At 48.0% G+C, this 13,994-nt stretch carries 12 protein-coding genes; 6 read left to right on the forward strand and 6 right to left on the reverse strand.

What is annotated here, in order from left to right; translation table 11 throughout:
- Positions 1-435: 435 nt before the first annotated feature.
- The 5 genes from lgt to F0P94_RS10060 all read right to left on the reverse strand — a co-directional run bounded on the left by lgt (position 436) and on the right by F0P94_RS10060 (position 6,357).
- Complete coding sequence (gene lgt, locus F0P94_RS10040; protein ID WP_191907004.1) at positions 436-1,281, reverse strand: prolipoprotein diacylglyceryl transferase; 846 nt, start codon at positions 1,279-1,281, stop codon at positions 436-438.
- A 383-nt stretch (positions 1,282-1,664) separates the two neighbouring features.
- Entirely contained in the window at positions 1,665-3,530 is a 1,866-nt protein-coding gene (locus F0P94_RS10045; RefSeq protein WP_150903754.1) for a nitrilase-related carbon-nitrogen hydrolase, read from the reverse strand.
- A 521-nt stretch (positions 3,531-4,051) separates the two neighbouring features.
- Positions 4,052-4,786, reverse strand: a complete 735-nt coding sequence (gene rnc, locus F0P94_RS10050; protein WP_150903755.1) for a ribonuclease III — start codon at positions 4,784-4,786, stop codon at positions 4,052-4,054.
- Positions 4,787-4,793: 7 nt separating this feature from the next.
- On the reverse strand, positions 4,794-6,050 hold the full coding sequence (gene fabF, locus F0P94_RS10055; protein WP_150903756.1) for a beta-ketoacyl-ACP synthase II: 1,257 nt from the start codon (positions 6,048-6,050) through the stop codon (positions 4,794-4,796).
- A 70-nt stretch (positions 6,051-6,120) separates the two neighbouring features.
- Entirely contained in the window at positions 6,121-6,357 is a 237-nt protein-coding gene (locus F0P94_RS10060; protein WP_026462992.1) for an acyl carrier protein, read from the reverse strand.
- A gap of 176 nt (positions 6,358-6,533) precedes the next feature.
- Between F0P94_RS10060 and F0P94_RS10065 the strand changes: the two genes are divergently transcribed.
- Together F0P94_RS10065 and pyk are read left to right on the forward strand one after the other, a co-directional pair.
- On the forward strand, positions 6,534-6,962 hold the full coding sequence (locus F0P94_RS10065) for an IPExxxVDY family protein (RefSeq protein WP_150903757.1): 429 nt from the start codon (positions 6,534-6,536) through the stop codon (positions 6,960-6,962).
- Between the two features lie 3 nt (positions 6,963-6,965).
- Positions 6,966-8,399 carry a pyruvate kinase gene (gene pyk, locus F0P94_RS10070; RefSeq protein ID WP_150903758.1) on the forward strand — a complete coding sequence of 478 codons (1,434 nt, stop codon included), beginning with the start codon at positions 6,966-6,968 and terminating at the stop codon, positions 8,397-8,399.
- A gap of 830 nt (positions 8,400-9,229) precedes the next feature.
- On the opposite strand, the gene rpsT is transcribed toward pyk, so the two are convergent.
- The gene (gene rpsT / locus F0P94_RS10075; RefSeq protein WP_150903759.1) at positions 9,230-9,487 is read right to left on the reverse strand and encodes a 30S ribosomal protein S20; all 258 of its coding nucleotides are present in this window, start codon (positions 9,485-9,487) and stop codon (positions 9,230-9,232) included.
- A 287-nt stretch (positions 9,488-9,774) separates the two neighbouring features.
- Here rpsT and F0P94_RS10080 point away from each other — a divergent pair, with 287 nt between their 5' ends.
- From F0P94_RS10080 to F0P94_RS10095, 4 genes are all read left to right on the forward strand, one after another.
- Positions 9,775-10,893, forward strand: a complete 1,119-nt coding sequence (locus F0P94_RS10080; protein ID WP_150903760.1) for a cytochrome-c peroxidase — start codon at positions 9,775-9,777, stop codon at positions 10,891-10,893.
- Positions 10,894-11,280: 387 nt separating this feature from the next.
- Positions 11,281-12,090: an MbnP family protein gene (locus tag F0P94_RS10085; protein WP_150903761.1), complete on the forward strand. Its 810-nt coding sequence runs from the start codon at positions 11,281-11,283 to the stop codon at positions 12,088-12,090.
- 11 nt (positions 12,091-12,101) lie between these two features.
- Positions 12,102-12,887 carry an MbnP family protein gene (locus tag F0P94_RS10090; protein ID WP_150903762.1) on the forward strand — a complete coding sequence of 262 codons (786 nt, stop codon included), beginning with the start codon at positions 12,102-12,104 and terminating at the stop codon, positions 12,885-12,887.
- Between the two features lie 14 nt (positions 12,888-12,901).
- The gene (locus tag F0P94_RS10095) at positions 12,902-13,966 is read left to right on the forward strand and encodes a cytochrome-c peroxidase (RefSeq protein ID WP_150903763.1); all 1,065 of its coding nucleotides are present in this window, start codon (positions 12,902-12,904) and stop codon (positions 13,964-13,966) included.
- The last annotated feature ends 28 nt before the right edge of the window (positions 13,967-13,994 follow it).

Consider the following 13,994-nt stretch of genomic DNA (forward strand, 5'->3'; position numbering starts at 1 on the left):
GAAAAAGCCACTGGTATTCGGATATTGGCAGCAAGACCAAACATGTAGAAAACAATAATTCTGCAGCTTGTACATTTTTGATTTCCGTTCCGGATATCCGGTTACTCCGGGTTTCTATCGTTCTGAATTATCTTTGTTAAACATCAGTAATCGCCCGTAAAACACCTGTTTTTCTTTGCAGGAAACGGTACCATTTTAGAGCATGTTTAATTTTCATTTTTGCAAGCGAAAGTTTTCAGTACCGGGTTCTGAGGAAGGCTTTTTGGAGCAGCATAGCAGGGCTATGGTGCGAGAAAAAGACGAACTCAGGTTCCGGTAATGGAAATTTGCAGCGCAAAGGATGAATTTTAAACATGCTCTAAAACAGAAAACCCGGCCTGTCAGCAAGCCGGGTTTTCTGTTTTTGCAGTATTCGCTTTTTCTATTTTACCGAAATTACTTAGCGGCGTAACCGGTTTTCGGATTCTTATAAGCCCGCACCCAGATGATGATCCCGATGATGACGAGCGGCACGCTTAGTAACTGACCGATATTCATGCCAATGGTTTGCAGCAGGTAATCTTCTTTATTTACCTGGTTTTCTTTCAGGAACTCGTAAAGGAAACGGAGCGTAAAGAGTACGACCACAAAGAAACCGAATATGGAACCGTTCGGCGTAAGCGCTTTGCGTTTACTCCAGAGCCAATACGTGAGCAGGAAAAGGATAAAAGTAGAAATGGATTCGTAGAGCTGGGCCGGATGGCGGGGTTGTAGGTTTGCGGCCACGCCGTTTATAATTTCGTGGTTGCGCACGAATTTAAAGGCCCAGGGCACATCGGTTACTTTACCGATAATTTCGGAATTCATCAGATTGCCCAAGCGAATCAGGGCGCCTCCCAAGGCTACCACGATCACGATCCGGTCCAGCACCCAGAGGTAGTTGAACTGGTATTTCCGGGCAAATAAGTATAGCGCCAGCAGAATACCTACCGTTGCGCCGTGGCTCGCCAAGCCGCCTTCCCAGATCTTCAGGATCTCGATCGGGTTGCTGAGGTAATATTCAGGTTCGTAAAACAAACAGTGCCCCAAACGCGCTCCTAAAACCGTTCCGATGATCATGTAAAGCGTAATGATATCCACATCTTTTTCGGTGCGGCCTTCGGCTACATAGATCTTTGACAGGATGCGTTGCCCGAGCACAAAGCCCAGCGCAAACAACAGGCCGTACCAACGAATAGAAAGTGGCCCGAGGCTGAAGATCTCCGGATCTACGTTCCAGGTAATGTATGATAGAATTCCCATTTTCCGTTTTTGAATGAGGGGCTAAATTACAATTTATTCCGTGGGTGCGAAAAGGTTTGATTATTTTGGCTGGAAGTGACCGGCTTTTTCAGGTAAAAGGTTAGCGTTTTTTTTGAGCTTCATAATGGCATTTCCCTGCTGGCAGCTGGCTGGCGCAAGTGTTAAGCGTTAGCGTCACCTGGGCTTAAAGAACAGGAGGAAGTCTCCAGACTTTCGTGTTTTACCCCACCTAAATCCTCCCCTAACAACAGGGGAGGACTTTTGAGGAATGTTATATCTTACTTTCCAGCTTACGCCAGTCTGGAGACTGGCTTTTGTCTGTCAGGCCCAAGTGACGCTTTCGCTTAACACTTGCGCCAAGATAGGCAGGATAACAATTCCCCCTATCCCAACTGCATTAACTCCTCCTGAAAACCGCCGCTCAGGATCGGGAAGCGGAGCCAGCTTCGGGGGTCGAGGTTGTAGTCGTCTAGGTGGAAGGATGGGGCGTAGCGTTCGCGTTTCCATTGGTTGCGGCTCCAGAGCGAATAGAAGCGCCGGATGTGCATTTTCAGCTGTTCGTCGTCTTCTACGCCTTTCATCTGAGCAAAAACCTGCTCCGGTGATAGCCGCTCGTAAAAGGCCAGGCGCTCGATCTGGTTCAGGATCGGGTACGGCATCAGGTCTTTTTCGTCGGTCTGGGTTTGTTCGGCCGGGCGAAGCTCTGCCGTTGGTTGCAGGCCGTTCACATATTGCAAGGCTTCGTACCCCAGATGCTCCTGCGCCCAGACCAGCCATTGCCGTAAAAAAGCTTTATCTACTCCCGCCAGCGGCGAAATACTGCCCGAGGTATCGCCGTCCATGGTGGCGTAGCCTACAGAGGCCTCACTCCGGTTGGAGGTAGCTAAAAGTAAGGCATGGTTGATGTTGGCCAGCATCCAGATGCCGGGAGCCCGCACCCGCGCCTGAATGTTCTGCAGCGTTACATCGTCGGTTTTCCAGGTAAGTTCGCGGCCAAGGGCGGTTTCAATTTTAGAAATGTAGCCCTTAACTTCATCGTCGATGGTCCAGTTGTAGAAAACCGCGCCGATGGATCTGGCCAGTTCTTCGGCACTCCGGAAGGTATCTTCGGAGGAATTTACCGTTCCCTGGTAAGCGGTGGTTAACAGTTTGCCGGTCAGGAATTGCAGTTTCTCAAAGTCGTTCCGGAATTCGAGTTGCTCCAGATCTTCTACCGAAAAAACGTTCAGCTTGCGGGCAAATTCTTCCAGGCCAAGTTCGTTCAACGCGCGTTTTACCATTTCCGCCACCACTACGGCACACACCGAAGAATCAGCGCCGCCGCTCAGCGAAAGCACAAAGCCGCGGCTCCGGCTTTTCCGCAAATAATCGAAAAGGGCTAAAGTAATGGCAGAAATGAATTCTTTATTCTCATCGATTGGCGGCAGCGGGGTTACTTTTTCGGCTACCGGCATAGGGTTTTCGAAGTCTACTTCGGCGCATTCCAAATCTACGTTTTTAAAGCTGAGGAGCTGGTTACGCATGATCAGGTTTCCGTTTTGCGCGATCAGAATCTCGCCGTCGTACACTACCCGGCCGGCTTCGTTGCCTAACAGGTTGGCGTACATGTAAGCACAGTTGTACTTTTTGGAAGCATCTACTACCAGGTGGTACCGCACGTCGGTCTTGCTCATGGCAAAGTGACTGGCGCTAGGGTTCAGGATCAGTTGCACGCCGCGCTGCTGATGCCTACCAGCCGGACGGTCATCGCCGCGCCAGGCATCTTCGCAAATTTCAAAAGCGAATTTTACGCCGTTCAGCTCATACACCAGATCACCAAAACGGTAGCTTTTTCCGGATCTTTCCAAAGTAGTTTCCTGACCGGCGGGCCAGGAAGTAAACCAGCGCGGCTCGTAATGCAAGCCATCGTTGGCCAGGAATTGTTTGGCCGTAAAGCCGAGGATTTCTTTATTCCGGATAACGCATGCCGTATTGTAAACTACATGGTCGCGGAAACGGATGGGCAGGCCCACGGCAACGGTAATATCTTCGCACCATTCCTGAATGATGAGTAATTTCTCGAATGCTTCTTCCGGCAGCCAGTTACTCAGGAACAGGTCTTCGCAACCGTAACCGGTAATGCAGAGCTCCGGTAAAAGCAGCAATTCGGCTTTACTTTTCCGAGCCAGTTCGATAGCATTTTTAATGTTAGCTAAGTTGTTTTCCCAGTCTATTGGGGTTTGGTTCAGGGCAGCGGCGGCTAAGATCATATGCGGAGCGTTGGTTTACAGATTCAAAAATACGCGTACGCAAGATAGCAGTTGCCGGCCGGTTTTTAGTGATTATGGATAAGTGAATAGTGAATAGTGATTAGTATTAATAAAAGTACTCCGGGTTGGAGCGGGAATGGGGCAGTTGGTTTACGGAAGTCTGGAGACTTCCTTTTGTTCTTTAGGCCCAAGTGACGCTTTCGCTGAACACTTGCGCCAGATCTGGTCAGATTTGGGCTGTTTGTAGTCTTCCGCAGGAGGACTGCAAACTTTAAATGAAACCGGGAGTCTCTGACTCCCTTACGCTGCCAAGAACTCCTACGAATGCTTTTCCGCGTGGAGTAGCGCCGTCGGAGACGGCTTGTTTCATTACTGCTTTGCAGTCTCCCTTCGGAAGACTACAAAGAGCGAAGACTGCAAGGAGCAACAAAAGCAGCAAAATCCCCATTCAGAACAAGATAGAGAACTTAAAGAAATAAAATTCTGAAAATTCTTTAATCCTGAAAATTCTGATTCAGACTTTACTCAACCTTGAGCGCCTGCAGGGCTTTTTCGGAAGCGGCTTGTTCGGCGCGTTTTTTGGAATGGCCGTGGCCTAAGGCGATGGGTTCGTCGTTGATGAAAACTTCGGAAGTGAATTCGGTAATGTTGCCTTGCGGCTTGGCATTTACGATCTCGAAACGGATCGCCTTATTCTGCCCTTGCGCCCATTCAATGAGTTTACTTTTGAAGTTGGCGGTGGTGGTAACCAGCGTGTGCACATCGATGTGCGGCTTAATGAGGGTATCGAGAATAAATCGGCGGGTGGTTTTGTACCCTTTATCCAGATAAATAGCACCTACCAGGGCTTCGAGGGCGTTGCCGTTAATGGACTTGTAACGGAAACTCTGGCTTGCCTGATCGGTTTTTATGAGCGTATTGATACCGATCCGGATCGCTACCGAATTCAGCATTTCCCGGTTCACAATGCGCGAACGGATCTCGGTCAGGAAGCCTTCCTGCTTGTAGGGGAATTTCTTGTACAGGAACTCCGCTACTACTGCGCCCAGAATAGCATCGCCCAGAAACTCCAGCCGCTCGTTGGTTTCGTGGCGGCCGGCAGCGCTTTGCTTTAAAACGGAAGTGTGCGTTAAAGCCGTCCGGTACAAACGAATGTTGCCGGGCTCCAGGCCCGTAACCTGTCGGATGGCCGTAGATAATGCTCGATCCCTGGAAAAGAGCCTGCTTAAAAAACCGGTAACCGGGCGAAAAGGCACTAAGGAATTAATCGATTAGTTTACGGAACAGCACGGAAGTATTGTGGCCGCCAAAACCGAACGTATTGCTTAACGCTACATTTACCGGACGGGCCTGAGCCTTGTTGAAGGTAAAATTCAACCGTGGATTGAAAGCTTCGTCGTCGGTAAAATGGTTGATGGTTGGCGGTACCATGTTGTGCTGCATGGCCATAATGGAAGCTACCGCTTCAATCGCGCCGGCAGCGCCTAACAGGTGCCCGGTCATCGATTTGGTAGAACTGATATTCAGTTTATAGGCATGCTCCCCAAAAATTTCTTCTATTGCTTTGGCCTCGCTTACATCGCCAAGCGGCGTAGAAGTGCCGTGTACGTTAATGTAATCTACTTCTTCGGGACGGATATTGGCATCGCGGAGCACATTCTGCATTACTTTCTTGGCGCCTAAGCCATCCGGGTGCGGAGCCGTAATGTGATACGCATCAGCGCTCATGCCGCCGCCAATAATTTCGGCGTAAATTTTAGCGCCGCGGGCTTTTGCGTGCTCGTATTCTTCCAGTACAATGGCTGCCGCACCTTCTCCCAGAACAAAACCATCACGGTCTTTATCGAACGGGCGGGAAGCTGTTTCCGGGGAATCGTTGCGCTCAGAAAGGGCTTTCAGGGCATTGAAACCACCAATACCGGCTTCGGTAACGGCTGCCTCGGAACCGCCGGTCATAATGACGTCGGCCATACCCAGGCGGATGTAATTGAAAGAATCAATAATAGCGTTGGTTGCCGAGGCACAGGCCGAAACCGTAACGAAGTTCGGGCCGCGGAAACCATACTTAATGGAAATATGACCGGCCGCAATATCGGCGATCATTTTCGGGATAAAGAAAGGATTGAAACGCGGAATACCGCCGCCATTGGCGAAAGCAACGCATTCTTCCTGGAAGGTGCGTAAACCACCGATCCCGGAACCCCAGATCACCCCGATGCGGTCGGCTTCGGCTTCACTGATTTCTTCGAGACGGGCATCTTTAACCGCTTCGTCGGCTACTACTAAGGCAAATTGGGAAAATAAATCCATTTTGCGGGCCTCTTTCCGGTCGAAGTAATTTTCGGGGTTATACCCTTTTACTTCACAGGCAAACTGGGTTTTAAATTTAGAGGCATCAAAACGCGTAATAGGCGCAGCTCCACTCACTCCGTTGGAAAGGCCGGTCCAGTATTCCGAAACCGTATTTCCAAGTGGGGTGAGTGCGCCGAGACCTGTTACAACTACTCTTCTAAGCTCCATAAGCTTTGGTTAGAGGGGTTGAATAATTTGGGTAATTTGATTAGTAGCAGTATTTCAAAAGGAAGAAAAATTATTTCGCGTGCTCTTCCAGGTAGCTGATGGCCTGGCCAACAGTGCCGATGTTCTCAGCCTGATCATCCGGAATAGAAACGTTGAATTCTTTTTCGAACTCCATGATAAGCTCTACGGTGTCCAAAGAATCAGCGCCCAGGTCGTTGGTGAAGCTTGCCTCTGGCGTAACTTCAGATTCCTCAACACCTAATTTATCGATGATAATTGCTTTTACTTTTTCTGCGATTTCTGACATTTTCTTACTATTGGGTTAAAACTAGTGCAAATAAATGGATTAAATAAAATATTCGCAAACAAATTTAATTTTATAGTTTGTGGATAAATCTTTTCCGGGCTTTACTCCCGAATCCAATTTCAGGTTATTACTTTTAACCTTCAGAAAGATACCATTTTTATTTCACCCCCTACCCCATGAAAACTTTACGCCTGGACCTGGACTACGAATTCGATTTCGACCTGTATGGAGTAGTTTCTTCGAGCAAGGAACATACGCTGGCCTGGGCTTTAAATAAATATTTCAACCTGCGGCTCATTAAGCAGAAAGACCTTTGCTTCGACTTCATCAGCAAGGGCCGGCTGGTTATTTCCAACTACCTGCACGCCACCGATCATTACTCCATTCGCCTTTTCCGGAATAAATCCGTAGACCTGAGTACGCTGAAGAAACCGTTCCTGGTGCCGGACATTAAAGATTACGACTACGTGATCCAGGTATCGGGCGCGGTAGAAAAATTCCGTTCGGGGGAGCTGCTGCGGAAGATGAACCTGGTACCGCTGGTGCAATACGTAAAACAGTTCGACCCGAATGCCCTTCAGTTTAAGGATAACCTCATTTTTTAACGGATGGAGATAAAATTCAACAAGACCAAAATTATTGCCACCGTTGGCCCTGCCAGCAACACGTACGAAACCCTGTTCGCGCTAATTAAAGAAGGCGTAGACGTTTTCCGCCTTAATTTTTCGCACGGCACCCACGAAGACCATTTAAAGGTAATTAAAACCGTAAGGCAGATAAACGAAGAGCACGGCATGAACATCTGCCTGATGCAGGACCTGCAGGGACCCAAGATCCGCCTGGGCGATATTGAAAACGGCAGCCTGGAAATTGTGCCGGGACAGCGCCTGAAAATTGTTTGCGAAGATGTGATCGGGGTGCCCGGCCGGCTTTCTACCATTTATACCGACCTGGCCAAAGATGTTCGCGTGGGCGATACCATTTTAATAGACGACGGCAAACTGGAATTGCGGGTGGTAAACACCGACCATGATAAAGAGGTGGAAGCCGAAGTGATCTACGGCGGCACCGTGAAACCGCGCAAGGGCATAAACCTGCCGCACAGCAAAGTTTCCGCGCCTTCGCTTACCGAAAAAGATTTACGCGACCTGGAATTTGGTTTAACCCACGACGTGGAGTGGGTGGCGCTTTCGTTTGTGCGGAAGGTGGAAGACATAATTGCCTTGCGGGAAAAGATAGATGCCAGCGGCCGCGATACCCGTATCATTGCCAAGATCGAAAAACCGGAAGCCATTAAGAACATCGACGGCATTATTCAGGTGTGCGATGCCATTATGGTGGCCCGCGGCGACTTAGGTGTGGAAGTGGGCATGGAAGATGTGCCGATGATCCAGAAGAACCTGGTGGAAAAAGCGATCTGCAACGGTCGTCCGGTAATTATTGCTACCCAGATGATGGAAAGCATGATCAACTCGCCCCGCCCTACCCGCGCCGAAACCAACGACATTGCCAACGCGGTAATAGACGGAGCCGACGCCCTGATGCTGAGCGCGGAGACAGCTTCCGGCATGTACCCGGTAGAAACCATCCGGAGCATGAACCGCACCATACAGAGCGTGGAAACGCATGCCGATATCTTTCACAAGAACTTTGTTTTCAATCCGCAATCCGACACCTTTTACAACGACAGCATTGTGGCCAACGCCGTAAACCTGTGCCGCGACACCGAAGCAAACGCGTTAGTAGGCCTATCGAAATCGGGCTACACGGCTTTTCAGATCGCCAAGCACCGGCCAAAAGCCGATATTTTTATTTTTACCGACAACAGACGCCTGCTAAACGTTCTAAATTTACTCTGGGGCGTACGCGGTTTTTATTACGACAAATTCAGCACTTCTTCTACCGACCAGACCGTGATCGATGTAAAAGAGCAGCTTATTGCTTCGGGCCATTTAAAACCCGGTGACATTTTTATAAACACTGGCAGCATGCCAATAAATGCTCAGAAAAAGACCAATATGATCAAGCTGAGTATTGTGTAGAACAGTAGGTTCTGAACGCAAAAAAGTCTTCTCCGGCAACGGGGAAGACTTTTTTATTGGGTTGGAGTAGCGTTTTCTGTAATTAATCGACCTTACCCAGGCAAAGAAATTGTTCTTTCCATGGCCTTACCATTTCTCACATATCCAAAATTCATTGCCGTCTGCTTTAGCTGACGGTTTTAAAGCATTCAGTTTCCGGCTTTAGCCAAACTTGCATGAATAGTAGAAACAGTCTGCCATCCGTCAGATAAAGCAGACGGCAATGAAAGAGAAGCCATCTTATAAATATCCAGAGCAGCTTTTGAAATTGCTTTGGGCTAATGAATTTCTCAGTAGCGTAGGGTTTAAACCCAAAGCTGTCTATTTAAGAAAAGATGAACTGATGATATATTGAGTCATCCCGAACGAAGTTGAGGGAACTTATGGAGCCATTCCGGATAAATTTTATAGGAAGACCTGTCTTGCTACGCTCGCCAGCTCATTGTAATTCCCATAAGTTTTCTCGGCTTTGCTCGAAATGACGTTAACTTTTCTTTAGTTGACAGCTTTGGGTTTAAACCCTACGCTACAGAGAAATTTTGATTTATGCGATACCTTCCAGAACAACTCTGATCCTACCAGGCTACTTCAAGTCTGATTACCAGGAGAGATAAATCAACTTAAAAATGACAAAACATGAATCAAGACATGAACGCAATTGACTCGAACGCAAAAAGGCCTGTTCTCCGGAAAGAACAGGCCTATATTTCTTCAGCTTAAAAGGAGATTGTTACCTTAACCTACTTTCTCGCCAGAAATTATAGCATTTTTAAATAGCAGCTGGCTTAAAATTAAGCAGCCAGTGCGTTCACAAATTTAGCCAGCTTCGACTTGTTGTTAGCTGCTTTGTTTTTGTGAATAATGTTTTTCTTAGCTAAACGATCGAGCATAGAAGAAGCAGTTTTGAAAAGCTCAACAGCTTCGTTCTTATCGTTAGTAGCACGCAGTCTTTTAACTACTGTACGGGTAGATTTTGCCTGGTAACGGTTTAAAACGCGTTTCTTATCGTTACTTCTGATTCTTTTTAATGCCGACTTATGATTAGCCATGGTTTACTATTTTCAAAAATTAAATTTCGGTTTTCAAATGAGTTTGCAAATATAAGCGGTTAATTTTAAAATAGCAAGGCAACCTTTTCAGATTTTTCCCCGACCTCCTAACAAGCATTAAAATAATAGTAAAGGTTCGTCTTTATACTTGCTTAACCGCCACTCCTTTCAGTAACAACTTGTTAAAAACCACTTAAATATAGCTAAAGGGGCTGGACAATTTAAACTTAAATGCTTAAATTTAGGTTTTTTCAGCAGCAACCGCTATTTCAACGGTTTAACGTTCTATGAAACAGAAAATTACGCTCCTTTTCTCGCTTGCTTTCTTTGTTTTCGCCTGTGAAAAAGAAACGGAAACGGCTCCCGGCACTACGCCTTACCAGATCGAGTTGCCTCCCAGATTCAAGACCATGCCGGTTCCTGCCGATAACCCCATGACGGTGGAAGGCGTGGAATTAGGACGGATGCTGTTTTATGAAAAACGCCTATCGGCGGATAATACCATTTCCTGCGGCACCTGCCACCAGCAGAAACTTGCCTTTACCGACGGCCGGGACATTAGTTTTGGCGTGAACGGCAAAGCCGGCACCCGGAGTTCCATGTCGCTGGCGAACGTGGGCTATTTTGAAACCCTGATGTGGGATGGCCGCGACACTACCCTGGAAAAACAGGCGAAAGGCCCGATCGAGAACCCGGTGGAAATGCACCAAAGCCTGCTCCGCGCGGTAAATAAGCTGCAGAATACCCAAACCTACCCCCCGCTCTTCCTGAAAGCCTTTGGTTCGAAAATTATTACCGAAGAAAATGTATTGAAAGCGCTGGCCCAGTTCCAAAGAACGCTTATTTCCGGCAATTCCCGCTTCGATCAGTTTGAAAAGCAGAACAAAACCAACGCCCTAACCCAATCAGAACTTAACGGTAAAAGGCTTTTCTTCCAGCACCCCAATGCCGATCCGTTCGACGGGCCGGTGATAAGAGGGGGCAATTGCGGCGACTGCCATGCCGGCGACCTGCTGGCACCCAAGCGGATGCTTGCCAATAACGGCTTGGATGTAGAATTTAAAGATAACGGGTTTGGCGACATAACCGGTAGTCCGTTCGACCAGGGAAAGTTTAAAGTGCCTTCGCTCCGGAATATTGCCCTGACGGCTCCTTACATGCACGATGGCCGGTTTAAAACGCTGGAAGAAGTGCTGAACCATTACAACGATCACGTGAAGAAAAACAGCCCGAACCTGGCATCCGACATGACGGCCAGCAATGAATACGGCACAAACCAGCAACTGGGCCTGACAGAGCAGGAAAAGAAAGATATTATTGCCTTTCTGCATACCTTAACCGATGACACGTTCATAAACGACCCGCGCTTCTCCGATCCGTTCGAGAAAACCGGTATGGTGAAGTAAGCCTCACCGGCAAGCACCTATTGGGTGCGGGAATGAGGCTATTTAAATATTATGAACTTATATTCGCAAGCAGGAGAAAAGTCCCCCTTTGGAGGGGGTAGGGGGAGGATTTTACGTTATTTGATTTAAAAAAGTAATCAGATATTTCTCCTGTCCTCCCCCTACCCCCTCCAAAGGGGGACCTCAAAAAACTAATGTTATCCAAAAATTGCAATGCTATGGCTTTAGATAAAAAAACTAAGTAGCACAGGCTTTTTTACCAGCCTTCATTGCCGTCTGCTTTAGCTGACGGAATGGTCAGCTAAAGCAGACGGCAATGAATAAGTTACATTAAAATCTTGCGTCACATTTTTAACCAACCGAACCTGATAAATTTCTCCGATCCTTATGAAAATAAACCTGAAACTATCGCATTACCTGGCCGTGGCATTGCCGGCAACTTTTCTGCTTTTAGGCAGCCTTTCCTGCGGGAAGGATACCCCTACTCCTAAACCCGCTCCTACTCCGCCGGTTGCCCAATATCCAGATTCCCTGGCTGGAACCATGCAGGTTAACTTTTTGCACCATGTAGATGGCCAGCCATTGGTTTTCGACAGCCAGCATTATTTAAATGCCGCCGATGATACTTTTAGTGTAGAGTACCTGAAATATTTGATCAGCAATGTAAAGCTTACCAATACTACTACCGGTAAAACCTACATCGAAAAAAATAGTTATCACCTTATTAACCCGAAAGAAAATAAAGCCGGATTTGATCTGGCCGGAATTCCGGTTAAAGATTTCAACCAGATCGAATTCTCAATAGGCGTAGATGCTTATGCCAATAGCCGGACCGACCACTCAGGCGACCTGTACCCGGACAACGGAATGGCTTGGGATTGGAATACCGGTTATAAGTTCATGAGCTTCGGAGGCAGAAAAATTTCCAGAGTTGCCGCTAAAGATTATGGACTTACCTTCCATGTGGGCACTAATCAAAACTACAAAACCCTGACTTTTCCGTTGAGCCAGACTTTAACTTTCCAGAAAAACAAACCTTATACTTTACAGATCGATGCTAACCTGAATGAATTATTCCGGAGCCCGAATGTTATTGATTTTGATTTAGTATATATTGTACATATGGGACCAAACGCAGAAAAAGTGGCTAACAATTACGCTACAAACATGTTCAAAATCAAAGACATAAGCCAATAACCTTTATTCTTATGAAAAATAAGCTTCGGCTTTCCTATTTGATATTGCTTAGCGGGTTAGGCTTGCTTTCCTGCAAAAAAGACAAGGTAAAACCTGCTGAAGCAAAGCAGGGCTCCATGGAAGTGCATTTCGACAGCCGCCGGAGCCTGACCGAAGATTTTGTGGTGAATAAAAACTACCTGAATGCCAACAACGATTCAGTAAGCTTTTCCACGTTCAAATACTTTATTTCGAATGTAGAACTGGTGCGGCCGGACGGAACTACTTTTGCAGAACCGAACAGCTATCATCTCATTGCTGCTGCTAATACCCCGGCTTCCGAAACCTTTACCATCGCCAATATTCCGGACGGCAACTATAGCAAGATCCGGTTCCGGGTAGGCGTAGACCAGGCCCGCAACAGCAGTACGGCTACCCCGGTCGGCGATCTGGACAAAGACCACGACATGACCTGGGACTGGAATACGGGTTATACCTTCGTTTTTGCCATTGGAAAATTCAAAAGCGCGCCTGCCTCCGCTACTTTCCTGGATTTTACCTACCAGATCGGCAAAGATGCGCAATACCGCACCGTGGAACTGGCTTTCCCAAGCGAAACCCCTACCGCCCAGATCGACGAAATGCATAAGCCGAAAATGCACCTCCACGCCAATATTTTCGACATTTTCGGCGGACCGAACGTGATCGATGTGAAAGCGAACTCCAACAGTAATTTACCGCAATTCTCTACCGTAGCACCGAAGATCGCCGATAATTACGCCCAAATGTTCCGGATCGATCATATTCATGCCCACTAGTTCTTCAGGTTAAAATGATACGGTTCGGGAAATATGTTTGGGTTGGTTTGGTAAGTCTGGCAGGTTTTGCAGCCTGCACCAACTCCAAAATGCCTGCTCCCGAGCCAGAGCCTTTTACCGTTACCGCGCCGGCAAACCTGGGAACAAGCGTGCCGGCGCCGGAGCGGAACCCGTTTACCCGCGAAGGTGTGCTATTGGGGCGCAAATTGTTTTACGATCCGATCCTTTCGGGCAACAACAAAATTTCCTGTGCTACCTGCCACTTGCCCGAGAAAGCGTTTTCCGACGGCCTGGCTTTGAGTACCAATGGCGCTTCCGGACAGGCGCTGCACCGGAGCGCCCCTCCCCTGCAGAACCTGGCCTGGCACAAAGGCTGGTTCTGGGACGGCGGTGCCAAGGACATCGAATCGCTGAACTTCGGGCCGATAAAGCACGCGGATGAAATGGCCCAGAACCTGACCGAACTGGTAAAGGAACTGCAAAACCACTCGGAATATCCCCGCCTGTTCAAAGCGGCTTTCCGAACCGATACCATTTCTACCGCCCTTTTAACCCGGGCGCTGGCGCAATTCGAACGTACCCTGATTTCAGCCAATTCCCGTTACGATAAGTACGTGCGGAACGAAGGCGGCAAATTAAGCTCCCAGGAACTGGAAGGCCTGAGTTTGTTCCGGCAAAAATGCGCCTCCTGCCACGCCACCGACTTTTTTACCGACCACGATTACCATAATAACGGGCTGGACAATACGTATTCCGAAGCGCACGAAGCCCTGGCCTGGGGACGCGGACGGATCTCGGAGAAACCCGAAGACATCGGTAAGTACAAAACCCCTACCCTCCGCAATATTGCCCTTACGGCGCCTTACATGCACGACGGCCGCTTTAAAACGCTAGAAGAAGTCCTGGACCATTACCGTTCCGGTGTGAAAGTTTCGGCTACGTTGGATGCGCGGCTGCAGCAAAACGGCAAAACCGGGATAGAAATGACGGAGGAAGAAAAAACCAGGATCATTCAATTCCTGCAAACCTTAACCGATCCGGAATTCACCAGTAACCCCGACTTTTCTGCACCCCGCTGATCCTGTTTTCGTACCTTCGGGTTTATTT

This window comes from Adhaeribacter soli, assembly GCF_008727925.1.
Taxonomy (GTDB): Bacteria; Bacteroidota; Bacteroidia; order Cytophagales; family Hymenobacteraceae; genus Adhaeribacter_A; species Adhaeribacter_A soli.

What these genes read in the sequence shown, in the direction of transcription:
- lgt (WP_191907004.1), bottom strand. Translation starts at nt 1,281, where the DNA reads ATGGGAATTCTATCATACATTACCTGGAACGTAGATCCGGAGATCTTC.
- F0P94_RS10045 (WP_150903754.1), bottom strand. Translation starts at nt 3,530, where the DNA reads ATGATCTTAGCCGCCGCTGCCCTGAACCAAACCCCAATAGACTGGGAA.
- fabF (WP_150903756.1), bottom strand. Translation starts at nt 6,050, where the DNA reads ATGGAGCTTAGAAGAGTAGTTGTAACAGGTCTCGGCGCACTCACCCCA.
- F0P94_RS10060 (WP_026462992.1), bottom strand. Translation starts at nt 6,357, where the DNA reads ATGTCAGAAATCGCAGAAAAAGTAAAAGCAATTATCATCGATAAATTA.
- F0P94_RS10065 (WP_150903757.1), top strand. Translation starts at nt 6,534, where the DNA reads ATGAAAACTTTACGCCTGGACCTGGACTACGAATTCGATTTCGACCTG.
- pyk (WP_150903758.1), top strand. Translation starts at nt 6,966, where the DNA reads ATGGAGATAAAATTCAACAAGACCAAAATTATTGCCACCGTTGGCCCT.
- rpsT (WP_150903759.1), bottom strand. Translation starts at nt 9,487, where the DNA reads ATGGCTAATCATAAGTCGGCATTAAAAAGAATCAGAAGTAACGATAAG.
- F0P94_RS10080 (WP_150903760.1), top strand. Translation starts at nt 9,775, where the DNA reads ATGAAACAGAAAATTACGCTCCTTTTCTCGCTTGCTTTCTTTGTTTTC.
- F0P94_RS10085 (WP_150903761.1), top strand. Translation starts at nt 11,281, where the DNA reads ATGAAAATAAACCTGAAACTATCGCATTACCTGGCCGTGGCATTGCCG.
- F0P94_RS10090 (WP_150903762.1), top strand. Translation starts at nt 12,102, where the DNA reads ATGAAAAATAAGCTTCGGCTTTCCTATTTGATATTGCTTAGCGGGTTA.
- F0P94_RS10095 (WP_150903763.1), top strand. Translation starts at nt 12,902, where the DNA reads ATGATACGGTTCGGGAAATATGTTTGGGTTGGTTTGGTAAGTCTGGCA.